18 protein-coding genes are annotated in these 22,792 nt (G+C 50.8%); 8 read left to right on the plus strand and 10 right to left on the minus strand.

What is annotated here, in order from left to right; translation table 11 throughout:
* Positions 1-45 precede the first annotated feature (45 nt).
* Positions 46-1,152: a tRNA 2-thiouridine(34) synthase MnmA gene (gene mnmA / locus HRU79_00940; protein QOJ25282.1), complete on the plus strand. Its 1,107-nt coding sequence runs from the start codon at positions 46-48 to the stop codon at positions 1,150-1,152.
* Here mnmA and HRU79_00945 read toward each other — a convergent pair.
* The 3 genes from HRU79_00945 to HRU79_00955 all read right to left on the minus strand — a co-directional run bounded on the left by HRU79_00945 (position 1,132) and on the right by HRU79_00955 (position 6,349).
* On the minus strand, positions 1,132-4,134 hold the full coding sequence (locus HRU79_00945; protein ID QOJ25283.1) for a T9SS type A sorting domain-containing protein: 3,003 nt from the start codon (positions 4,132-4,134) through the stop codon (positions 1,132-1,134). The genes mnmA and HRU79_00945 overlap by 21 nt on opposite strands.
* A gap of 80 nt (positions 4,135-4,214) precedes the next feature.
* On the minus strand, positions 4,215-5,396 hold the full coding sequence (locus tag HRU79_00950) for a glycosyltransferase (protein QOJ25284.1): 1,182 nt from the start codon (positions 5,394-5,396) through the stop codon (positions 4,215-4,217).
* 14 nt (positions 5,397-5,410) lie between these two features.
* Positions 5,411-6,349, minus strand: coding sequence for a glycosyltransferase (locus tag HRU79_00955; protein ID QOJ25285.1), 939 nt, complete (start codon positions 6,347-6,349; stop codon positions 5,411-5,413).
* A 108-nt stretch (positions 6,350-6,457) separates the two neighbouring features.
* Between HRU79_00955 and kbl the strand changes: the two genes are divergently transcribed.
* From kbl to HRU79_00970, 3 genes are read left to right on the plus strand one after another with little or no spacing between them, the layout of a single operon-like run.
* Positions 6,458-7,657 carry a glycine C-acetyltransferase gene (kbl, locus tag HRU79_00960; GenBank protein ID QOJ27236.1) on the plus strand — a complete coding sequence of 400 codons (1,200 nt, stop codon included), beginning with the start codon at positions 6,458-6,460 and terminating at the stop codon, positions 7,655-7,657.
* The gene (locus HRU79_00965) at positions 7,654-8,487 is read left to right on the plus strand and encodes a 3-hydroxybutyryl-CoA dehydrogenase (protein QOJ25286.1); all 834 of its coding nucleotides are present in this window, start codon (positions 7,654-7,656) and stop codon (positions 8,485-8,487) included. Before kbl ends, HRU79_00965 begins: the two co-directional genes overlap by 4 nt.
* Before the next feature lie 53 nt (positions 8,488-8,540).
* Positions 8,541-9,740, plus strand: a complete 1,200-nt coding sequence (locus HRU79_00970; protein QOJ25287.1) for an ABC transporter permease — start codon at positions 8,541-8,543, stop codon at positions 9,738-9,740.
* 11 nt (positions 9,741-9,751) lie between these two features.
* Here the strand turns inward: HRU79_00970 and HRU79_00975 are convergent, their stop codons facing one another.
* The 3 genes from HRU79_00975 to HRU79_00985 are packed head-to-tail and all read right to left on the minus strand — an operon-like array spanning position 9,752 to position 14,011.
* The gene (locus tag HRU79_00975; protein QOJ25288.1) at positions 9,752-10,267 is read right to left on the minus strand and encodes a DoxX family protein; all 516 of its coding nucleotides are present in this window, start codon (positions 10,265-10,267) and stop codon (positions 9,752-9,754) included.
* 41 nt (positions 10,268-10,308) lie between these two features.
* Positions 10,309-12,531, minus strand: coding sequence for a phosphoribosylformylglycinamidine synthase subunit PurL (gene purL / locus HRU79_00980; GenBank protein ID QOJ25289.1), 2,223 nt, complete (start codon positions 12,529-12,531; stop codon positions 10,309-10,311).
* Positions 12,532-12,577: 46 nt separating this feature from the next.
* Positions 12,578-14,011 (minus strand): acetyl-CoA carboxylase biotin carboxylase subunit, encoded by a 1,434-nt coding sequence (locus tag HRU79_00985; GenBank protein ID QOJ25290.1) that lies wholly within the window; start codon positions 14,009-14,011, stop codon positions 12,578-12,580.
* Between the two features lie 89 nt (positions 14,012-14,100).
* Here HRU79_00985 and HRU79_00990 point away from each other — a divergent pair, with 89 nt between their 5' ends.
* Positions 14,101-14,775, plus strand: a complete 675-nt coding sequence (locus HRU79_00990) for a TIGR02253 family HAD-type hydrolase (GenBank protein ID QOJ25291.1) — start codon at positions 14,101-14,103, stop codon at positions 14,773-14,775.
* A 3-nt stretch (positions 14,776-14,778) separates the two neighbouring features.
* Entirely contained in the window at positions 14,779-15,324 is a 546-nt protein-coding gene (def, locus tag HRU79_00995; GenBank protein ID QOJ25292.1) for a peptide deformylase, read from the plus strand.
* Positions 15,325-15,348: 24 nt separating this feature from the next.
* On the opposite strand, the gene HRU79_01000 is transcribed toward def, so the two are convergent.
* Complete coding sequence (locus tag HRU79_01000; protein QOJ25293.1) at positions 15,349-16,833, minus strand: aldehyde dehydrogenase family protein; 1,485 nt, start codon at positions 16,831-16,833, stop codon at positions 15,349-15,351.
* Positions 16,834-17,048: 215 nt separating this feature from the next.
* Here HRU79_01000 and HRU79_01005 point away from each other — a divergent pair, with 215 nt between their 5' ends.
* Together HRU79_01005 and HRU79_01010 are read left to right on the plus strand one after the other, a co-directional pair.
* The gene (locus HRU79_01005) at positions 17,049-17,981 is read left to right on the plus strand and encodes an outer membrane beta-barrel protein (protein QOJ25294.1); all 933 of its coding nucleotides are present in this window, start codon (positions 17,049-17,051) and stop codon (positions 17,979-17,981) included.
* An 11-nt stretch (positions 17,982-17,992) separates the two neighbouring features.
* Positions 17,993-19,450: a PD40 domain-containing protein gene (locus HRU79_01010; GenBank protein ID QOJ25295.1), complete on the plus strand. Its 1,458-nt coding sequence runs from the start codon at positions 17,993-17,995 to the stop codon at positions 19,448-19,450.
* A gap of 86 nt (positions 19,451-19,536) precedes the next feature.
* Here HRU79_01010 and HRU79_01015 read toward each other — a convergent pair whose 3' ends face one another.
* The 3 genes from HRU79_01015 to HRU79_01025 all read right to left on the minus strand — a co-directional run bounded on the left by HRU79_01015 (position 19,537) and on the right by HRU79_01025 (position 22,791).
* The gene (locus HRU79_01015; protein QOJ25296.1) at positions 19,537-20,901 is read right to left on the minus strand and encodes a tryptophanase; all 1,365 of its coding nucleotides are present in this window, start codon (positions 20,899-20,901) and stop codon (positions 19,537-19,539) included.
* On the minus strand, positions 20,898-22,301 hold the full coding sequence (locus HRU79_01020) for a tyrosine phenol-lyase (protein ID QOJ25297.1): 1,404 nt from the start codon (positions 22,299-22,301) through the stop codon (positions 20,898-20,900). The genes HRU79_01015 and HRU79_01020 overlap by 4 nt, the downstream gene beginning before the upstream one ends.
* Before the next feature lie 133 nt (positions 22,302-22,434).
* Positions 22,435-22,791: a hypothetical protein gene (locus tag HRU79_01025; GenBank protein QOJ25298.1), complete on the minus strand. Its 357-nt coding sequence runs from the start codon at positions 22,789-22,791 to the stop codon at positions 22,435-22,437.
* Between the last annotated feature and the right edge of the window lies 1 nt (position 22,792).

Raw genomic sequence — 22,792 nt, forward strand, 5'->3', positions numbered from 1 at the left:
CCCTGCTGCTGCCCATATCTGCGCTGTTCCGTAGGTTGCATCATTATGAGCAGGAGAACCAACAGAGTTGTTGTAGGGATGTCCGGAGGTGTTGACAGTAGCGTTGCAGCCGGTCTGCTGAAGGAACAGGGAATGGATGTCATCGGGATCACCATAAAAACGTATCGCTACGAAGACGTGGGCGGAAACGTTGGGAATGATTCATCATGCTGCTCGCTTGACGGTATAAACGATGCCCGGAAGGTGGCGATGACCTTGGGTTTCCCGCACTATATTGTTGACTGGACATCCTCGTTTAAAGATGAAATTATCAACTACTTTATCGATGATTATCTGGCGGGCAATACCCCTAACCCGTGTACCCGGTGCAATCGCCTGATAAAATGGGAGCAAATGCTGAATAAGGCAGATGCCCTAGGGGCTGAATATATTGCTACAGGACACTATGCAGAGATTATGCATGACACGGTAACAGGCAGGTACTGGATACGCCAGAGCGCCGATGCCGTTAAGGACCAAAGTTATATGCTCTGGGGGGTCCGCCAGGAACATCTTGCACGCACCATATTCCCACTCAGCGGGTTTACAAAATCAAGGTCGCGTAGTGAAGCTGAGCGGCTGGGTCTGCACATATCCAAGAAGGGTGAGAGTTTTGAGATTTGCTTTATAACCGACAACGATTACCGGCGGTTCCTCCGTGAAGCCACCGGCGCCGATGCGTTTCGGGGTGGGGATATTGTACGGAACGGCCACGTGATCGGTCGGCACGAGGGTTACCCATACTACACCATCGGTCAGCGCAGGGGATTGGGTATCTCGGCACCAGAGCCGTTGTTTGTACTCGACGTAATACCGTCCACAAATACTGTTGTTGTTGGGACTGAACAGGAGTTATATCATAACACCCTGCTCGCAAAAGATGTAAACTTGCTGAAATATGCTACCCTTACCGAGCCCCGAACGTTTACCGTTAAGGTCCGCTATCGCGATAAAGGGGCTTTGGCAACGTGCAGGATGACTGAAAACAACATGCTCCATGTTCGGTTTCATGAACCCCGAAAGGCAATTGCACGCGGACAGTCAGTTGTGATGTACGAAGATCAGGATGTGGTGGGTGGCGGTGTTATCGTTTCATCGTTTGATGAGCGGTAACGTCCACACGCTCCGGCTATTACTGATCTGTACAATAAACATGTTGCCTGAAGCCTGCAGTTCGAAGAGTGACACCGGAAACTCAGAGGTGTTTACGATGTCTGTCCAGGCCCCCAGCGTCTTCCCTCGTACATCAACTATCCTTACTGAATACCCATCGTTGTTATCCAGCTTTAGGGTGATGTTGTTTTCTGTGGGGTTGGGGTACACGACCGGTACAAACTCATGTTCGGCACTGGTGACTGATGTTACCCCCGTAAATTCATACGGTTCGGATGTATTGGAGCATCCTTCCGCACTATAAACCGTAACACGGTAAACGCCATTTACCCTGGGGGTATACTCACGATCGACAGCGCCGGCAATATCGGTTCCGTTTAATGACCACTGGTATCGGGCTACGCCACCCATCGCTATCGTCCGCAGTGCATCGGCACCCTTGGTTGTGATGAGTGGTTTGCTTGGAGTTTTATTGATCGTTACAGTAACCTTTTGAGATGTTGCTCTGCAGCCGTTTGCGTCCTCAACATCAAGCGTATAATCCCCACTTTCACCACCAGACGTAAGAAGCAGAGTTCGGTCTGTTGAACCGTTGGACCAGTGGTACGCGGCAAATCCTGACGGTGAAGAAAGACGAATGGTATCGCCGGCACACACTGTTGTGGGGCCTTCCACCTGTATCGTTGGCTGTGCAGCCACGCATTGTTCGGCATTGATTTCCCAAATCCCCCTTCCATAGGTTGATACCCTTAGAATACTCGATGACGGGAGCAACTCCATTCCGCTGATAAACGAGGGTTGGAGTCCGTCACCGTACAGAGACCAGACCGAACTCTTTTCGTCTTTGTAATACACGCCAACGTCAGTACCTACATACAGCCTGTTGAGCGGTCCTTTCTGAAATGCAATCGCATTGGCCGGTACATTGGGAAGGCCAACATTGGTAATGTTGGTTGCCTTCCCATTGAGAATCTCATAAACTTTAGCCGACGGACTAAACCCGCCGAGTGCTACATAAGCCTTGCCGGCAACTGTTGGATCACACTTAATATCCTGAATATATCCGGCAATGCCCGCCTGCGGAAGCCACGTGGTACCTCCGTCTGTTGACCTGAACATACTGCTTGTGAAAGCAACATAAATATATTTGCCATCAACCGGAGATACAGCAATCTTTCGGAGATAGTCGTTTACGTCTAGGTTTCCCATTCTCACCCACGAAGTCCCCGAGTTGTCACTCCGATACACATTGGTATATCCAATGTACACTCGCCCGCTTTTTGACGGATCCACTGCTACGGGAGCTACCCATGCCCCGGAACTTTCACCGCGGGTAGCTGCATTACTGATCAGGCGCCAGTTTGTGCCACCGGTGGTTGAAGCATAAAAAGCTCCGTATGGCTGACTGGCATACATAAGGTTAGGGTTGATATAGTCTATAGCTGTTGCCATACCATCGCCATCCAGTACATGCTGAAACACAGTGCCGTTGGTGGTTCGCGTTGTCCCGTTGTCCTGTGCACCACTCAGGGTAACGGTACTGTTCATATCAGTAACGGCCAGGCCGTAGTATTGCTGGATACGCATTCCTCGCGAAATATCACGCCACGACAGCCCTCTGTCCGTTGAGCGTGCTATCCCACCGTCATTGCAATCATATAAAATATTATTAAGTTCATTGTAAGCATGAAAGTGATGATCGGCATGAACCCAGGGCGCACCCTGTCCTACCCAATGGTTTGCAAGAGACCAGCTAACACCGGCATTGGTTGACCGCCAACTGTTTACACCACCAATGATCCAGTTTTTATCATTCGTCGGGTCAATGGCAATTGCCAGGTCATAGAAGCCTTGTCCGCCTGCCTGCCAGTCATTGCCAAGTGCACTCCACCCCAGGAGGTTTTTGTTAACGTTCCTGGATGAAAATGTTTTTCCGGTATCGTTGCTGAAATACACGTTCTGCAAACCATTTGTTCTGGCATCCGAAGCAATGAAGCCAACAACCGATGAGTTTGCCTTTGTCGCTGCCAGCACAATCCGGTTTGCCTCCGGAACCGTATGAACAAGCGTCCAGTTTACCCCATTATTGACCGAGCGATAAACTGCCGCATTTCCGGAAGGACGATAGGTGGCGGCATACAGAATATCAGGGTTACCGGGATTGGAGATAATATCACGAAACGCAGCTGACGGCCCGATGCCACTAAACGTTGCTCCTCCATCCGTTGAGCGTTGCAAGCCACTGTACGTTGCAGCAATCACGACATTTTTGTCCCGCGGGTCAACCCACAGTCGGGCAACAAGGACGTTGTGTTCAGGCTCGGCGGTTAAACCGGTAGTCTGCCATGTTGTACCGCCGTTGGTTGACTTGAGTACACCATACGAGAATGACGGGAAGCCCGAGAGATCACTCGGATGGGTTGCATTGACATCGCCAGTTGCAATGTAGATTGTGTTTTCATCGGCTTTTGCTACGGCAATATCACTGATACCTAAACTGGGGTAATCTGGAATAACCACCGGCTGCCAGTAGTTACCGCCGTCCGTTGTTTTCCACACACCACCCTGTGCAGCTCCACACCACATAACCGATGTATTGCTGGGATGAAATGCAATTCTGTTAACCCGTCCGATACCATTCCAAACCGAGCTATATCCCGGCAGATCGGGCGCCGTTGGTCCCAGTTCCTTCCAGGTTGCCTTTGCCTGCGTAATGTTGTCCTTCTTTGCAGAAGCAACAGCCCGCATAGCGTTCGTGTAGATACTGGTTGACGGGAACGTGCCGTCAGGCATGATGCGTGGTTCCCAAAACCACTCCCACCGGCGAAATTGTTTTGATACTTTTTTGCTTCCGTCCGGGTTTGTCCGGGTGTACTGCGACTGTAATTGCGCCCGAACCTGTTCAAAATTCGGAGCTTGTCCGGCCTGTACTGATGTTGCTACAAAGAGAAAGAAAAGAAAAGGTCTGATCCAGTATTTCATTGTCCGCCGAAATGTCATGTGATAAGTGTTTGTACAAAAATGCATGATTTGTTTGGTTCAAATAGGTTACGTGTTCAACGCTACCGGCCATGACCTGCGGCAATGACCTCGTATTCCCTGAGCATAACAGCCACCGAATTCTGCCATGAATACCGGGTTAGTGCCGCGTTGGTGGCAGCTACAGATGCCCGCCGAAGCTGGTCACTATCGGACAGGAGCTTCCGAATAGCGTGTACTGTACTCTCGGTGGTGTCGCACCTGAACAATCCGTCAGCCTCGCCGGCCTGAATTCCTTCGGCACTTACCGAGGTTGCCACCACTGGCAGTCCGGCTGCCATGGCTTCGAGAATTTTAACCCGAATGCCACTGCCTACAAAAAGTGGTGCAATAAATACCCTGCTTTCCTGATACCGTTTTCTCAGGTCCGACACGAAACCTTCTGCCTGAATGTTCGCAGCAGTGTAGCCGTGCATCCATTGTTGAATACCCATGCCCAGAATACCAAGTGAGATGTTGTTACAGGCAGGGTCCTGCCTGAGCAATGGCCACACCTGTTGAATAAACCAGCGCAGAGCATCAGCATTATGAAACCAGTTCCAGTTTGCTGCTGTCACCAATTCCGTTGTACAGTGCTGTTGGTGCATGGGTGGTTCTGCCGGTACGTCAACACCAGCAGGCGCAACAACCATTGGTGTGGACTGGGCTGCCACCTGGGCTCGCTGCAAATCGGTTTCGGTTACCGGGAACACAATTGCCGCCTGGCGTAACGCATCAGCTTCTTCCCACTGAACTTTGCGTGCTTGCCAGGCTACATACCACCGTGTCGGATTAAATACGGACAGGCTTTCGGCATATCTGTGCCAGATCATCCACTCTACATTATGAAGCCGGAATCCCCAGGGAAGATCAAAGGTATTTGATGCCCACTGCGCAAGCGGTGTCATACAGGTATGATCAGCATGGATAACGTCGATGGCATACTTGCCGATAACCGCACGGATTGCCTCCTGCATTGCCTGTGATGCATGCTTTCGCAGGTACAGTGAGTCGGCTGTGAACAGGCTCTTTACTATTCGCCAGGGCGTGTTGCGGGTTGAATGCGGTATCACCGTAAGATGAATACTCTGGAGATCGGGCAACGGAACCTGTGCATCCCCGTAACACAAAACAATAACCGTGTGCCCCGCCATTGCCATGTGACGTGTGATCCCCCACAGGCCAACCTTTCCGCCGTCGGTTGCCGGTAGCGGGCACTGTGGCATGAGCTGCAGGATAGTCAAACAGTCATTCTCCTGCGCTCAATGCGTTTGTAAAAGTGGTGACCAAGCGCATGCCAAATCGATCGTTTCATGGTGATGGCACGTAGTTTCTTATACGGGACAGGAATTCGCTCGCGGTACCCCTGCCTGGCAGTCCGGAAGCCATGGAGAGCAGTGGACATGACCTTTGTAAACGGAAACCGATGAAAGAAGCCAACCGACACCATAAACAACGATATTATCGTGCTTCGATACAGCGCAATCAGAACCGGCCAGTATTTCCACTGCAATCTGATATTGTACACATACCGGATACTCCACCGGTGAAAGAAGATTTCGGGTCCCTCTTCCTTTGTGGCACTTAAATGTACAGTTTGTATCCATGGAACGTATTGAATCCGACCGCCCTTAATCAGCATACGCAGCGAGAGTTCTTCTTCCTCATGACAGAACACATCCCAAAACCCACCCGCTTCGATAAAGTTCTTCCTTCGCACAAAACTGCTGGCACCGCAAAACGTGTACATTGGATACCCGTCGGCAGGATTATCAGCTTGCTTCGAAAACGGATAATAGTCCAGCAGGCGGTATCCGATCGTGGCTTCGATTACTTCTCCTGAAATGGCAATAACATCCGGGAACTTTTGCATAAAGTCAACAGCATCCGCTATCGTTGTTTCTGCCGCCGGGTAGGCGTCGTCATCCGTGCGAAACAACAACTCACCGCTGGATGCTTCTACGGCTGCATTCAGGGCAAGGGGACCAATATTCTCAGAGAAAGCAACGATCTTTACGTGCGGGAACTTCTCGCGCAACATCTGTTCCGTGCCATCGGTGCTGCCGTTTATGCCAACAACAATTTCAACGTCAGGATAGGTTTGGTCTGCGTAGTGTGCCAAACACCGTTCCAGCACTGCCGATCTGTTCCGTGTTGCAATAATCACGCTGACTTTCATGCCTGCAAAGATAGGTACCTCCCAACGTTGCTGGTGGGCATCATTGAACAGGCTGCACGATTGATAGCGATATTTGTTGAACTTGTTTCACGCAATCATCTATTAGCTATGTACGGAACCTTCCAACAACACCTGCAGAACGAACTGTTATCCATCGATGCATCGGGTTTATTTAAGCGCGAACGAATCATTACATCAGCCCAAGGACCCGAGATCACCGTTGAGGGCAGCAGCAAGCCGGTACTGAACTTTTGTGCCAATAACTACCTTGGATTGAGCAGCCATCCGCAGATGATACAGGCTGCTCACGACGCACTTGACAGTCACGGCTTTGGTATGAGCAGTGTTCGGTTTATCTGTGGCACCCAGGATATTCATAAAGAGCTGGAACGAAAGATCAGTGAGTTCTGTCATACTGATGATGCCATCCTGTATGCTGCCTGTTTTGATGCCAACGGCGGTGTGTTCGAGCCGTTGCTCGAAGCCGAGGATGCCATTGTTAGTGATGCTCTCAACCATGCCTCGATTATCGATGGTGTGCGACTCTGCAAGGCAAAACGATATCGGTATCAAAGCTGTGATATGGCCGACCTTGAAACGCAACTGCAGCAGGCCCGTGCCGATGGCGCGCGGTTCATTGTTATTGCTACGGATGCCGTGTTTTCGATGGACGGAACCATAGCCCCTTTAGATAAAATCTGCGATCTTGCAGACCGCTATCAGGCAATGGTGATGGTTGACGAATGCCATAGCATGGGCTTTATGGGGAAGAACGGCCGGGGCGTGGTAGAGTACTGCAACGTCACAGGTCGGGTTGACATTATTACGGGTACCCTCGGGAAGGCGTTGGGCGGTGGCATCGGGGGGTTTACAACCGGACGGAAGGAAATCATAGAGTTGCTGCGCCAGCGTTCCCGCCCCTACCTGTTCTCTAACTCACTCCCCCCAAGTACTGTTGGCGCCGGCATACGGATGTTTGATTTGTTAAGTTCAACTACTGCGCTGCGCGATACTCTGGAAAGTAACACAACGTACTTTCGTGAGGGTATGAGCAAGCTTGGATTTGATATTATCCCGGGTGTGCATCCAATCACTCCAATCATGCTCTACGATGCAAAGGTAGCCCAAACAATGGCGGCACAACTCCTTGATGAAGGGATTTATGTGATCGGCTTTTTCTATCCGGTGGTGCCAAAAGAAAAAGCACGGATCCGGGTTCAGGTATCGGCAGCACACACCCGTGAACATCTGGATAAGGCAATTGCAGCGTTTGCCACGGTGGGCAAGGCAATGGGGGTTCTGAAATGAAGGTAGGGATTGTTGGAGCAGGCGTCATGGGACGCGGTATTGCGTTGGCTGCTCTCCAGGCAAGGCATAGCGTCATTCTGGTAGATGCCAGGACCGAGGCTGCCAAGCAGGCTGTTTCCTGGATTAGCCAACAGCTTCAGAAATCGGTAGAAAAAGGTAAGCTTACGGAGAAGGATGCTACTTCTGCGGCGGACGCTATATCCACATGTTCTGATGTTAAGGGGCTTGAGCACTGTGAACTGGTTATTGAAGCAATCGTTGAACGCTACGATGCAAAGGTTGCTTTGTTTACCGAGCTTGAGAACATCATCTCTGCTGATACTGTCCTTGCCACCAATACGTCGAGTATTGCAATAGCAGCCATTGCCAAAGAACTTCAGCATCCGGAACGGTTTATCGGTTTGCATTTTTTTAATCCGGCTCATATCATGAAACTGGTAGAAGTCATCAGGTGCAGACATACGACCGATGCCGTCCATACGGTTGCGGTTCAGTTTGCCCAGGGCCTTGGCAAAACCGCAGTGTCGGCATCTGATACACCCGGCTTCATTGTCAACCGCATCGCCAGGAATTTTTACAATGAGGCACAGCGCATTGTAACCGAGGGAGCTGCCACCATTGATCAGGTTGATGCATCGATTCGGGGTCTCGGTTTTAAAATGGGTCCATTTGAGCTGATGGATTTAATCGGCACATCAACCAACCTTGATGTTACGGTTAGCCAGTGGCAGCAGTTTTATTACGAGCCACGATTCCAGCCGTCGGTCCTTCAAAAACACACGGTCGATGCCGGACTGAAGTTTCATGCCACACGTAAGGACAAGGAATAGTTAACGTATGGTAATAGCATCTGCATTAGTCGTTATCATTGCGGTATAGCACAGTGCTGCTGCTATACTGGACGATTGCAAAACGCTTCTCGCGTTCTCTGCGCACCGATGGGTTTGCCCGCTTTACGGCTATAGCCAGTATCGCGTCGATTGCCATTGGCTGCTTTGCCGTCATCGTTAGCATGTCCGTTCTGCGCGGTTACGAGGAGCAAATTCTTGAAGTAGCCCTACGTTTCACCTCGCATATTGAGATTCGTCCGGCAGATGGTTCGGATTTAATTCTGCACAATTCTACTATCCGGACGATTAAGGGTGTTCGCGGTGTGATTGATGCCGAGCCGGTTTTGCTGCGCGAAGCACTTGCTCGTACACGAGGCGGTGCTGACGGTGTGATTGTACAGGGACTGCCTGAGGGCAGGCTAAGGCGACTCTTGCCAGGAACTCTTGTTCGCGGGAATCTTCCGGCAACGGCTGGTGAAGGTGTTGTTGGAAGTGAACTAGCACGCACTCTGGCACTTGATATTGGTGACACGCTGGCATTGTTTTCCGCTTCTGCAGCAAGCACGGTACCCACGGTAGCCGGCTTGCGAGTGTGCGGTATCTTTACCTCGGGCATGAGTTCGGTAGATGGAGCTTCGGTGATCACCAATACCCAAACCCTGCGGCAGGCGTTCGGCATGCCTCCAACAGCCGTTAGTATGATTGCTGTAGAACTGAACAATCCCAGCAAGGCCTACCGTGTTGCTGCACGCTTATTGCACGTAGTTCCGGGTAACACGATGCTGATTCCATGGCAAGATCGGTATGCATCAATTTCGGGATGGATTGAGCTTCAGAAAAAGCCCATCCCAATCATTATGGGATTAATCTGTATCGTGGCAATCTTTACCACCATAAGCAGCTTACTGGTTTCAGTTGTTCTAAAAACGCGGTCGCTTGCTATTCTGGCATCGCTTGGCATGAGTTCAAACTCTCTGATGATGGTGGTACTTATCCGCGCACTTCGAATTGGCATCAGCGGCTCAGTGCTTGGCAGTGCAATGGCCTTGTTACTGACCTGGGTTCAGCATACGTGGAAGGTGATCTCTCTTGATGGAACAGTGTACTACCTGTCGTCACTCCCGGTGTCGCTCAACGCGTGGATTTTCATTACGGTACCAATGATTACCATCGTCCTCTCGGCCGTAGCAGCAGTCGTCCCCATGCTGCGTATCTCCCGACTTTCGGTATCACGGGTTCTTCGGTGGTCCTGATGTGTGTCCGGTCAGCCGTCGGCCGATCCATCGTCACCATGATAGGCATCGTCAGCCGATGAAAGTGCAGCCGTTGTGGCAGTGGCATCCGGACAATCCTTTCGAATCCGGCTTTCGTCAAACAAATACCAGTCAACACTGATTCTCCCGGGGCCCATAAAGAACACGTATAGGGCAAGCACCATGATCAGGAAGGGTTTATCGGCGGATTCCAGGAAGGGCATCTGTGCCCACCAGATAAAGGTGATAATAAAAAATTGTACAATAACGGCAAAAGAGGTAATCCGTGTAAATAAGCCAACAGTGAGTAGTATTCCTCCTGCAAACTCAATGAACACGGCAAGAAAGGCCTGCAGTTCGGCCATTGGCCATCCTCGGAGTGCCACAACAGCAATAAACTTGTCCAGGCCGTTAAACAGCTTTGCGCCACCGTGGCCAATAAGCAATATCCCCAGTACAACACGCAGTATGGTTGGCCATGCAGCTGAAGCCATCGGCTTCATCAGTAACGGAAAAAACTTCTGCACAATGCCTCCTTGTAAGTTTTCAGTGTGGGTTTGTTCACCTATTACACAGCAATGTCTTCACCTTCCAGAATAGCTGGTATCGCATTCTCGTACACGTTCCTGAGTTCGTGGATCGGCTCGGAAATCAGATTTGTCACCGTCAGGTTCGTTGTTCCTGTTGTTCCCAGAACAATAAATGGCACCTTGCTTTGCTCTGCCATCTGCTGAAGCATCGCAAGCCCGGTGTCTGACACTTCCACCAGAATCCTGCTTTGTGCTTCACCAAACAGGTTGCCAGCATTATGGTCAAACGGTATCGTAACCGTACACCCGATGCCACCCATACACATCTCGGTAAGCGCAACAAGCAAGCCCCCTTCCGAACAATCGTGAGCAGAACTGATCAGGTGTCCGCGAATCCCGGCAAGCACCAGTCGCTGCAGTCTGTACTCGTTTTCCATATCCAGGTGCGGTGCATCGCCAACGGTGCGTTTACGGATTACTTTTCCGTATTCACTGCCGCCAAGTTCGGCCGTTTGCCAGCCCAGGAGCACAACGGCAGTATTGTCTTCGGTAAAGGTATTTCCGACAGTGTCCTGAAGATTATCAATTAGGCCAAGCATGCCTATCGTTGGCGTTGGATAAATAGCGTGCTGTTGACTTTCGTTGTGGAAGCTTACATTGCCGCCGGTAACCGGTGTATCAAGCACCCTGCACATATCTCCCATTCCACGAATAACTTCTGCAAACTGCCAATACACCTCGGGATCGTATGGGTTTCCAAAATTCAAACAATTGGTAATTGCCACCGGCTCGGCACCAACGCAAATACAGTTCCGGGCAGCTTCAGCCACGGCAATGGCACCGCCCAGATACGGATTCAGATATGCATACCTCGAATTACAGTCGGTAGTAACCGCAATTCCCTTTCCGGGAAGTTCCTTGATTCGCAGAACCGCAGCGTCGGCATTAGCACGCATCACGGTGTTTGTGCCTACCTGCGAGTCATACTGTTCATAAACCCAGCGCTTTGAAGCAATCGTTGGTGAAGCAAGAAGTGTGCGCAGTGTTTCGGAGCACTCGGTTGTGCTAAGGATGGGACCAGCATCAATGTTCTTGCGGGTAAGTTCAAGATATTTGGGTTGTTGCTGCTCTCTCACGTACACCGGGGCACCACCGCCAAGAACAAGTGAGGCGGCCGGGATCGATGCTTCAACAACATTGCGATAGCGCACCTCCAGACGTCCGTCAGCAGTTACCTCGCCTATCTCGGCAAAGGGTACATCCCATTTTGAACAAATCTGCTGCGCCTGTTGTTCCATGCCGGCATGCACAACCACCAACATGCGTTCCTGACTTTCGCTGAGCATGATTTCGTAAGCAGTCATGTCAGCTTCGCGGAGAGGAACCTTGTCAAGGTCAATCATCATGCCTACACCGCCCTTTTCGCTCATCTCACTTGTAGAGCAACTAATGCCGGCTGCCCCCATATCCTGCATGCCATACACCACGCCGGCCTGGATGAGTTCCAGACTTGCCTCAAGAAGTAACTTTTCTGCAAAGGGATCGCCTACCTGGACGGTTGGACGCATATTCTCCGTCATGCTGTCAAACTCGCGTGATGCAAGAAGCGATGCACCGTGAATTCCGTCCCGTCCCGTAGAACTCCCCATGATATAAACTTTATTACCAATGCCTCCTGCCGTGGCACTTGCCATTCTATCCTTATGAACAATGCCAACAGCCATGGCATTCACCAGCGGGTTATCGGTATAACACCGTTCAAAGTACACTTCGCCGGCTACTGTAGGCACGCCGAAACAATTTCCGTAGTGACCAATGCCACTAACAACGCCCTTCATTAAATATTTGGTGCGTTCGGTATTGAGTTCGCCAAACCGAAGCGAGTTGAGTGCCGCTATCGGCCGTGCCCCCATGGTGAAGATGTCGCGCAGAATTCCGCCAACGCCGGTGGCCGCACCCTGGAATGGCTCAACTGCCGAGGGGTGGTTATGCGATTCAATTTTAAAGGCAATGCCATAGCCCCCTCCAATATCAACGACGCCTGCGTTCTCCTGTCCGGCTTCCACCAGCAAGCGTCCACCTGACCGTGGCAATGTTTTCAGTTGCAGAATACTGTTTTTGTATGAGCAGTGTTCGCTCCACATCACCGAGAAGATGCCTAATTCGGTGTAGGTTGGTGTTCGTCCAAGGATTTCAAGGATGCTTTGATACTCGTTGGCTGTTAACCCCAGGGCTGCTGCTGTGTCTACTGTGATGTCCATAACTGCAAATATCGTGGTTTGTGATACGCGAAGGCCAGACCGATGATTAATCCCGGGGGGTGCGCCGGTTGAGTTCCTGCGAAAAGCCGCCGGCTGCGATGGATGCAACCAGGTATAGGTAGTCATCCGGCAGTGCAATTGGCCAGTTCTCATGCACAAAGCCGGTACTGTAATTCCCACTGCGGAAGGGTTCGCTGTCTATAGCCAGCCGGCAAAACGGTATCGTGGTTTTTAATCCGCCCAGATGATAATTATCCAGGGCCTGAATTGTGCGGTCAATACATTCTGTGCGGGTTGGCGCCCAGACAATAAGTTTTGCTATCATCGGATCGTAGTGTACACTCACCTCCGATCCAACTTCGATTGCGTGGTCGTTCCGTATGCCATCGCCTTCCGGAAGATACAGCATCTCAACCCGTCCTATCTCGGGGATAAAATCAGCAAAAACATCTTCGGCACACACCCGACACTCGATAGCGTGTCCTTTAGGCTGTTCAATATCTGTCTGTGAAATGGTAAGCGGCTTCCCTGCCGCAATCAGGAGTTGTTGTTCCACGAAATCAACACCACTGATTGCTTCGGTTACAGGATGTTCTACCTGCAAACGGGTATTCACCTCCATGAAGTAGAATTCACCCGAGGCATCCAGCAGAAACTCCAGCGTACCGGCATTGGTGTATCCGGCAGCCTTAACCAGCCGAGCTGCCGCCTGGCCCATGGCCGCGCGTATCGAGGGTGTTATGGCTGTTGACGGACTTTCTTCGATAACTTTTTGGTGACGTCGCTGCACCGAGCATTCCCGCTCGGGAAAGTACAGTACGGTTCCATGATGGTCAGCCAGGATCTGAATTTCGATATGACGCGGATTTCGTACATATCGCTCGATAAACACACGTTCATCACTAAACGATGAAAGAGCTTCAGCTTGGGCAAGACGGAAGGCAGATTCCAATTCGGCTGCATGCTCTACAATGCGCATGCCCTTACCGCCACCACCGGCTGCAGCCTTGATGATGACGGGAACTCCAATATCGGCAACCAACGTCTGTGCATCGTTCAACGACTGTATTGCACCAACACTGCCAGGGGCTATTGGCACGCCACTGCTGACGGCAAGGTCACGCGCCGCTGTTTTGTCGCCCAACATGGTAATTGCTTCGGGCGAGGGACCCACAAAAACCATTCCCTCGCTAATGACCGAGCTGGCAAACGATGCGTTCTCGCTGAGGAATCCGTAGCCGGGATGCACCGCCTGGGCACCCGTTCGGCGTGCTGCTTCCAGAACTTTTTCTGCAACAAGGTAGCTTTCACGGGGAGTAAACCCGCCGATGCAGACGGCCGTATCGGCTTCTTTAACATGCAGGCTGCCGGCATCAGCGTCTGAATACACGGCAATGGTACGAATCCCCATGCGCCGACAGGTTCGAATAATACGTCGGGCAATTTCGCCACGGTTTGCAATTAAGAGCGAGGTAAACATTCACGAAATTACCAATGATACCACCCTTCACTGTCCCGAAGCGTCGTTCTGCTCACCGTACCATTGTCCCGAGTTCCTATCTTTACACCATGATACGTGCAGTAGTTTTTGATCTCGACAATACCCTTGTGGATTTTATGGCCATGAAGCGCCAGGCTGTAGATGCCGCCATTGGTGCAATGATGGACGCCGGGCTGCAACTCACGTTTGATCAGGTAAAGGAGCATATCGACAGTATTTATGCCGAACTGGGCATCGAATACCAGAAGGTGTTCGATATGTTACTTGAAAACGTGCTTGGCTATGTTGACCCGCGGATTATTTCCGCAGGCATCATCGCCTACCGCCGTGCTCGCGAAGCTGCCCTCAAGCCGTATCCGCACGTAACGGCAACGCTGATGCAGCTTAACCGTAAAGGCCTCCGTCTGGGCATTCTGAGCGATGCACCCACACGGGAAGCATGGCTGCGATTGTGCTTTATCAACTACCATCACTTTTTTGATGAAGTGGTCACGTTTGATGACACCGGAAAACGCAAACCCGACCCTGCGCCGTTCAGGCTTATCCTGAACCGACTCAATGTTCAGCCCCACGAGGCAATTATGGTGGGCGATTGGGCAGAACGCGATATGGTGGGTGCTAAGAACGTGGGGATGAAAACTGCCTTTGCCAAGTACGGTGATTCGTTTGGCAACCAGATTACCGAGGGTGTGGATTATGTGCTGGACGAGATAAAACAACTGCTTACCATCGTTGAGGTGTAATGGATGAAACTACCAGTGTACACATATAACCACCCGATCCTAAAGCAAAAAACACAGCCCGTTGCCGAGATGTCCGATACCGTACGCACGCTTATCAGCAACATGTTCGAAACCATGTACCATGCCAATGGTGTGGGACTTGCAGCAAATCAGGTTGGTAAGGGGCTTTCACTCACGGTGATCGATATCACCGATGCCGACGAAGAAGCAGAAACCGACGGACCCATTGTGCTGATAAACCCTGTAATCGAGGCGTTTAGCGAAGAAGAAGAAGAGTTCGAAGAAGGCTGCCTGTCACTGCCGGAATACCGCGATATTGTTGTGAGACCGGCGGCAATACAGGTACGGTACTTCGATAAAGACATGCACGATACAGTCCGCGAAGTTGATGGTTTCCTTGCCCGTGTAATGCAGCATGAAATCGACCACCTTAACGGAGTTTACTTTTTCGAGCGCCTGTCACCAGTACGCCGCATGCTGTCACAAAGCAAGCTTAAACGGATTGCAAAGGGTGACTTTGATGTTCCCTACGAAACGGTCGGCGGCTAAAGCCCCTTTCCCAATACCTAATCATCAGGAATCCTGGTTGTCGATCTGCGCCCGCTGGAGGTGACCGCTAAAGTCAACATACACCGTTTTCCACTCAGTGAAGATATCAAACACCGTCCATCCGCCTTCGCGATGTCCGTTACCGGTTCCCTTAATCCCGCCAAATGGCATGTGCGCTTCGGCACCAATGGTGGGTGCGTTGATGTAGGTGATACCTGCCTGCAGGTCGCGCATTGCAACAAAGGCACGGTTAACATCCTGGGTGTACATACTGCTGGATAAACCATAGTCACTGTTGTTAGCAGCGGCAACGGCTTCGGCAAACGATGACACGGTGCAAATGCTTAGCACGGGACCAAAAATCTCTTCCTGAAAGATTCTGTGATGCTGCTGCACGCCATCGAAGATTGTTGGCTGGATAAAGTAGCCGCGATCACATCCGCCCTGGGTAGCAACTCCTCCGCCTAAGATGCACGTGGCCTCCGACTTGCCGATTTCGATATACTTCAAGATCTTGTTGAATTGCTTTTCGTTGATCACCGGTCCTACCTGTGTTCCCTCTACTCTGCCGTCACCAAGAACAAGTGTTTTGGCACGCGAGCAGAGCATGTCAACAAATGTATCATGGACGTTTTCATGCACAATCAGCCTGCTGGTGGCAGTGCATCGCTGACCGGTAGTCCCGAACGCTCCCCACAGAACCCCATCCAGTGCCAGCTCGAGATTAGCATCGTCCATAACAATCTGAGCATTTTTACCGCCCATCTCCAATGACACACGTTTGTTCAGCGCACCACACCGCTCGGCAATTGCCTTCCCGGTGGTGGTACTGCCGGTAAAACCAATAAGGGCAACATCGGGATGTTCCACAAGGGCAGATCCAGCGGCTACACTGCCGTGGATCACATTAAACACTCCTGCCGGTACGCCCGCTTCCTGGAGAATTTCGGCAAAAATGTTCATGCTGTGCGGACTGTCCTCGCTGGGTTTTATAACAACGGTATTCCCACAGGCAAGTGCCGGGAGGATCTTCCACGACGGAACGGCAATTGGGAAATTCCAGGCAGTAATGATGCCGCAGACGCCAATTGGCATCCTAAAACTCAGGTTCACCTTGTTGTTCATTTCCGAGGGGACGGTGTGACCAAACAAACGTCGGGTTTCGGTTGCTGCATAGTATGCCGTGTCAATTGCCTCCTGGATATCCCCACGGGTTTCCGTCAGCGTCTTACCCATCTCACGGGTCATCACCCCGGCAAGCTCATCCTTCCGGCGGGTGAAGATATCGCCAGCCTTGCGCAGGATATCGCCCCGTTTTGGTGCCGGCATCAGCCTCCACGCGTCAAATGCATTCCGGGCTGCCGTTACGGCCGCATCAACATCAGCACTCCCCGACTCCGGGAACTTGCCGATAATATCGGTGGTATCAGCCGGATTACAGTTCTCGAAAAACAACCCGGCACTGCCGGTAACCCAGGTACCGTTAATGAAGTTTTTATATTCTTTCATGATTTTGCAGTTAAAAATGGATCTAAACCAACCGGTTGAATCACCGGCTTATCTGCACAAAAGTAGGCATTGCCGGGACAGCAGTCCGGCTACAGCAACAATGATTATACGATACACGTAAAAAGATTGTACTTTGCACCTTTGAATTATTCACTTGATTGTTCTGATCACCTCAACCGAAAATTCATGTATTACTGGTTTCAGGGAGTTCTGCTATGAACCGTAGCATACTGTTATTATGTTGTCTGTTGGTAACAACCTCACTTGTGTTTGCGCAGACGGAAGATGTCCTGCGTCCGCAAGGAAAGCCTGGCGGCTATAAGTCCCTTGGTAAGCGCTCATCCGTCATTGGCATAGAGGGTGGGATTAACATGGGGTTTTTGTCGCAAAGTATCACGCCAGTTAATCCGGATTTTCCTATTGCGAAGTCACCGGAACATGTGCTAAACAGCGGATTTGGCATCGCACCATCGATAGGTTTGTTTACAGACATCCCGTTAACCGGTACGATTGGTATCCAGGCTCGGTTTGGCTATCAGGGCAGAACAGTCAGTAATACAAAGTCTGACGCAATTGCTGAGGCATCAATAACCCAAAACGAAGGACTCATCAATGGTTCCCTGTTCACAGAGGCAACGGTTGAGTCGTATTATAAACTGGTTTACTCTTCTGTCTCAGTTAGCCTGCTCGGACGTTTTGACATAACAAAACAGTTGTTCGTTAGCTTCGGTCCGGTGGTTGAGTGGAGAGTTTCCAATGCCGAGCGTAGTGACAGAGTTACAGTGCTCAGTCCGGACGAAGTGAACTTCACCGTTAACTACTTGGGAGAGAGCGTTAGAGAGAAGACGATCACCCGCACTGACACGATTCAGCAGAGTATCCTGCCACAGGCGTCGTACACCGAAGCAAGCAGTTATGCCGCTTCCAGAGTTGCACTTGAATTTGGCATTGGCTACCGGTACCAAATTTCAAAAGGAATCTATGTAGCCCCCAACGTCCGGTATCAGTATTTTCTAACCAAACTCACAACCGGCTTCTCGTCACTCGATGGATCGCGATTGTTCACTCAAGGCTCTACACAAATTGACTTTGACAAGGCCAGTCTTAATCATCTGGCAATCATTCTTCAACTTGGATTTGAAATTTAAGGGGCTACGTCATGCGCAGTATTTTATCGTTTTTACTGGTACTTGGGTACGTGGTTGCAGCACATGCACAGGCAGTTCAGGTTAGTCCGATTGACCACAATACCTCTGCCGATGACTTTGCACCGGCACCCACGCAAAATGGTCGCGTGCTTATCATCAGCTCCGATAAATCGGGCAGACAACAGTTGTACGGTATGGAACGCACAAGTTCCGGGTGGGATGTGCCAGTACGTCTGCGTGGGGATGTGAATGACGGAGACATGGTGGGGGCTGCTTCGTTAACATCTGACGGACAGACGATGGTATTTTCTGCTACCAATCATGATGTTGAGGGGCACGGACGTACTGATTTGTACATGGCAAAGAAATCCGGCGGAAGCTGGAACAACATTACAAATCTGGGTGGAACCGTAAACTCGCAGTATTTCGATTCGCAACCAACACTGGCGGCAGATGGTACGATCATTATTTTTACCAGTGACCGGCCTGGGGGCCTGGGCGGAACAGACCTGTATATCAGCCAGCTTGTTAACGGCACCTGGAGTGCGGCCAGACCGTTAGACGGTGCAAACTCGCCCGCGAATGAAATGGGTGCTGTACTTAATCCCGATGGTAAAACAGTAACGTTTGCAAGTGATAAGGCAGGCGGCCTTGGCGGCTTCGATATCTATGTGGGAACGTTGTCCAACGGAAAGCTCAGCAATATCCGGGCTGCTGAGGCTCCCATTAATAGTGCAGCCAGTGAAATGTTTTATGCGTCGGTACCAAACAGTAACCAAGCGTTTTTTGCCCGTACCTCGGCATCCGGCGATTACGACATTTATACTGCCGTCCCCAACCCATTCCCGGGAGATCCGGTTACCACCGTTGAGGGTGTTGTTCAGGATATTACAAACAAACAACCTCTTGGTGCCGATATGGTGGTTACTGACCTAACCACCCAAAAGGTGATAGCAACACTGCGCAGCGATGATCAGACTGGTGAGTACGTTGTAACGTTGCCTGCAGGACGTGTGTACTCAATTACCGCAAAATCTCCTGGGTACCTTTTTCATTCGGAACGGTACCAAGTTCCACCAAATGCAAAGTCACAGGTAATAAAGAAGGATATTTATCTTTCTCCGTTAAAAGGCGGCGGTGCGCGTTTGCTGGTATTCTTTGATTTCGACAAGTCCGAGCTGAAAAGCGAGTCGTACCCCGAGCTGGAACGCGTTATTGAACTCCTCCGTCAAAACCCGGGAATGAAGGTACGGTTTGAGGGACATACCGATGATCAGGGCGAGGCTGCGTATAATCAAAACCTCAGCGAAAAACGGGCAAAAGCAGTTGCCGACTATGTTGTTAGTGGCGGGATTACTGCTTCGCATGTTTCCAGCGTAGGCTTTGGCAAAACCCAGCCGCTTATGGACGGTGCAAGTGACGAAGCTCGTGCTATGAACCGACGTGTAGAAATGAAGGTTGTACAGTAGGGTTTCTGCGCAAAACCAACAGGTCACGACATAACAATGCCCCTGAGCTGGATCACTCTACGTGTTGCTCAGGGGCTCTTTTTTTCTTACACCTGCTCTAAATGGGCCGTAAAATGCCGGAGGAACGGAGCCTGGTAGGTTATCGTATAGCCTCGCAACTGATTGCGGCGTTTATAAACATTGCTAATAGCTTCCACACAAAAGTCAATGTGACTTTGTGTGTAAACCCTACGCGGAATTGCAAGCCGGACCAGTTCCATCAGTGCACTGTGGGCAGTTCCGGATGCATCTTCACTTCCAAACATAAACGAACCAATTTCAACACCACGAATGCCGGCTTCCAGGTAGAGCTCGCATACCACTGATTGTGCGGGAAATTCATGCGGCGGAATGTGCGGCGCAAAGCGTCGGGCATCCAGGTACACGGCATGTCCGCCCGTTGGCTCCAAAATCGGAACACCGGCAGCCTTGAGTTGATCGCCAAAGTATTCAACCTGACCCAGACGATATTCAAGGTATTTCTCGTCAAGGCCTTCTTCCAGCCCCCTGGCCAGAGCTTCCAGATCTCTTCGTGCCAACCCACCATAGGTTGGGAATCCTTCAGTTACAATCAGAATTGTTTTTGCCTGCGCTGCCCAGTCATCGTTATTCATTGCCAGAAAGCCTCCGGTATTAACCATACCGTCCTTCTTAGCGCTCATCGTAGCTCCGTCGGCATACGAAAAGATTTCCTGAGCGATTTCACGAACCGACTTATCTGCATACCCCGGTTCTCTCATTTTAATGAACATTGCATTCTCGGCAAACCTGCAAACGTCCAAAAAGAGTGGAAGGTTGTGCTTATCACAAATGGCGCGAACATCCCGGATGTTCTGCATGCTTACCGGCTGTCCGCCGCCACTGTTATTGGTGAGCGTAAGCATAACCACGGGAATGTTCTTAGCACCTCGCTCCGCAATGAAACGCTCCAGTGCTTCCACATCCATGTTGCCCTTAAAGTCAGCCCGCACTTCGGGCTGCGTACCAACGGCTACTGGCAGGTCAACGGCTTCGGCACCCGAGAACTCTATGTTACCGCGTGTTGTGTCGAAGTGTGTATTGTTTGGTATCACTCTGCCAGAGCCCCCTACAATCCCACACAGAATACGTTCGGCAGCCCTACCCTGGTGGGTTGGAATGATGTGCTTGAAGCCGGTAATGTTACGCAATACTGTTTCGAACTTGTAAAAGCTTCGTGAGCCGGCATAGGCTTCGTCGCCGTCCATTAATCCCGCCCACTGTTGCGCACTCATGGCGGTGGTGCCACTGTCGGTAAGCATGTCAATGGTAACGTGATTTGCATGCAGCAGGAAGACGTTGTTGTGTGCCTCGGCAAGCAGTTGTTTTCGCTGCTCTGGTGTAGTAAAGTACAGTGGCTCTACTGACTTTATTTTAAATGGTTCCATCTTCATGATCTGCCTCCAATCGGCTCAAACCGCGCCTGGAAGAAACGCAGATACTTAGGCTCGAACACCATTTTAAGTCCGGGAACCGATTCGCGGTGTTCGTACAAATCAATAACAGTTTCCGCAACAACATCAAGGTGGGCCTGGGTGTATACCCGCCTCGGAATTGTCAGGCGCACCAGTTCAAGTTTTGGATAGTGATGCTTACCGGTTTCAATGTCGCGTCCGGCACTTACGATTCCACGTTCCATGGAGCGGATACCATTCTCGATGTAAAGCTGTGCCGCCAGCATTTGTGCGGGGAACTCGTCCTGTGGAATGTGCGGGAAGAAACGCTTTGCATCAAGGTAGATGGCGTGTCCGCCAACCGGTTCCACGATGGGAATGCCCTCACGAAGCAGGAGATCACCAAGGTATCCAACCTGGCCAATGCGTGCCTTGATATGCTCGTCGATCACGCACTCTTCGATACCGCGCGCCATGGCTTCCATGTCGCGTCCGGCCAACCCTCCATAGGTATGCATTCCTTCATACACCACAACCATGGCACGGGCTTCTTCATAAATATCTTTATCACGCAGAGCAAGGAAGCCGCCAATGTTAACAAGCAGGTCTTTCTTACCAGACATGGTGGCGCCGTCGCTGTAGGAACACATTTCAAAGAGGATCTCGGCAACACTCTTACCGGCATACCCTTCTTCGCGAACCTTGATAAACCAGGCATTCTCCACAGCACGGGTAGCATCAAAGATCACCTTGATACCATTCTTGTGAGCCAATTCGGATACCGCACGGAGATTAGCCATGCTAATGGGCTGTCCGCCGGCCATATTCACGGTAGCACCGATGGTAATGTACGGTACCTTGTTGGCACCATACTCATCAATCACGCGCTGGAATTTTGCCAGATCAACATTGCCTTTAAACTGGAAGTTTGATTCAGGGTCGTGTGCTTCATCGCAAATCACATCAACGAAATGAGCGCCGGCCAACTCCTGGTGCAAACGGGTAGTGGTAAAGTACATGTTACCCGGCACCACCGTACCCGGTTTAATCAGAATCCTGCTGATAAGGTGTTCGGCACCCCGGCCCTGGTGTGTGGGCACCAGGTATGGATAACCATAGTACTTCTGAACAGCTTTCTCCAAGTTGTAAAAGTTTTCCGACCCCGAGTAGGCCTCATCACCCAGCATCATTCCAGCCCACTGATAATCACTCATGGCATTGGTGCCACTGTCCGTCAGCAGGTCAATATACACGTCCTTAGAACGCAGCAAAAAGGTATTATATCCCGCTTCCTGAATTGCGGCAAGCCGCTCCTCCTTTGTGCGATTCCATATCCATTCAACCATTTTGATTTTGTAGGGCTCAGCCCATGAGCGACGTTTTCTGTTTTTATCCGGCATAACAGTTATAAATCTCCATAATACTATTAATAGAAACCGTACAAATTTCAGGCTTTCGGCTGTGGTATCCTAATGAAACCTTTGCACCTGCGTGGTTGCGATGCCGCAAATCAGTTAAACAAGGGCAAACAGTTTACTTGCCTTGCTGCGAGGTAACCACCCAGATTCCGGCAACGATCAGAGCCATTCCGATCGTCATTGAAAGACTTACCTTTTCACCATGAGCAAGTGCTGCATACACAAGGGTTATCAGGAATACGACACCGGTGCTTAAGGGGACAAAGACACTAACCCTGGTAAAGGTCAGAGCCATGGTGGTAAGCACAAACGAGGCTAACAGCAACGCAATTCCGGCAACGCCGTTTACAGACCACAGAGCAACCGCCATCTCTTTTGCGGATGCGTTGCGCCCGTCAAGCACCGAATGCATAAGCCCCATGCCTAAAACAGTACAGATGCTCTGGAGGACAATAAATATTATGAGTTTCATG

Source organism: Ignavibacteria bacterium (assembly GCA_015709655.1).
Classification (GTDB): domain Bacteria; phylum Bacteroidota; class Ignavibacteria; order Kapaibacteriales; family Kapaibacteriaceae; genus OLB6.

Bases quoted from the DNA above. Each gene is read 5' to 3' on its own strand.
- mnmA (QOJ25282.1), top strand. From the start codon at position 46: ATGAGCAGGAGAACCAACAGAGTTGTTGTAGGGATGTCCGGAGGTGTT.
- HRU79_00945 (QOJ25283.1), bottom strand. From the start codon at position 4,134: ATGAAATACTGGATCAGACCTTTTCTTTTCTTTCTCTTTGTAGCAACA.
- HRU79_00950 (QOJ25284.1), bottom strand. From the start codon at position 5,396: ATGCCACAGTGCCCGCTACCGGCAACCGACGGCGGAAAGGTTGGCCTG.
- HRU79_00955 (QOJ25285.1), bottom strand. From the start codon at position 6,349: ATGAAAGTCAGCGTGATTATTGCAACACGGAACAGATCGGCAGTGCTG.
- kbl (QOJ27236.1), top strand. From the start codon at position 6,458: ATGTACGGAACCTTCCAACAACACCTGCAGAACGAACTGTTATCCATC.
- HRU79_00965 (QOJ25286.1), top strand. From the start codon at position 7,654: ATGAAGGTAGGGATTGTTGGAGCAGGCGTCATGGGACGCGGTATTGCG.
- purL (QOJ25289.1), bottom strand. From the start codon at position 12,531: ATGGACATCACAGTAGACACAGCAGCAGCCCTGGGGTTAACAGCCAAC.
- HRU79_00985 (QOJ25290.1), bottom strand. From the start codon at position 14,011: ATGTTTACCTCGCTCTTAATTGCAAACCGTGGCGAAATTGCCCGACGT.
- HRU79_00990 (QOJ25291.1), top strand. From the start codon at position 14,101: ATGATACGTGCAGTAGTTTTTGATCTCGACAATACCCTTGTGGATTTT.
- def (QOJ25292.1), top strand. From the start codon at position 14,779: ATGAAACTACCAGTGTACACATATAACCACCCGATCCTAAAGCAAAAA.
- HRU79_01000 (QOJ25293.1), bottom strand. From the start codon at position 16,833: ATGAAAGAATATAAAAACTTCATTAACGGTACCTGGGTTACCGGCAGT.
- HRU79_01005 (QOJ25294.1), top strand. From the start codon at position 17,049: ATGAACCGTAGCATACTGTTATTATGTTGTCTGTTGGTAACAACCTCA.
- HRU79_01010 (QOJ25295.1), top strand. From the start codon at position 17,993: ATGCGCAGTATTTTATCGTTTTTACTGGTACTTGGGTACGTGGTTGCA.
- HRU79_01015 (QOJ25296.1), bottom strand. From the start codon at position 20,901: ATGAAGATGGAACCATTTAAAATAAAGTCAGTAGAGCCACTGTACTTT.
- HRU79_01020 (QOJ25297.1), bottom strand. From the start codon at position 22,301: ATGCCGGATAAAAACAGAAAACGTCGCTCATGGGCTGAGCCCTACAAA.
- HRU79_01025 (QOJ25298.1), bottom strand. From the start codon at position 22,791: ATGAAACTCATAATATTTATTGTCCTCCAGAGCATCTGTACTGTTTTA.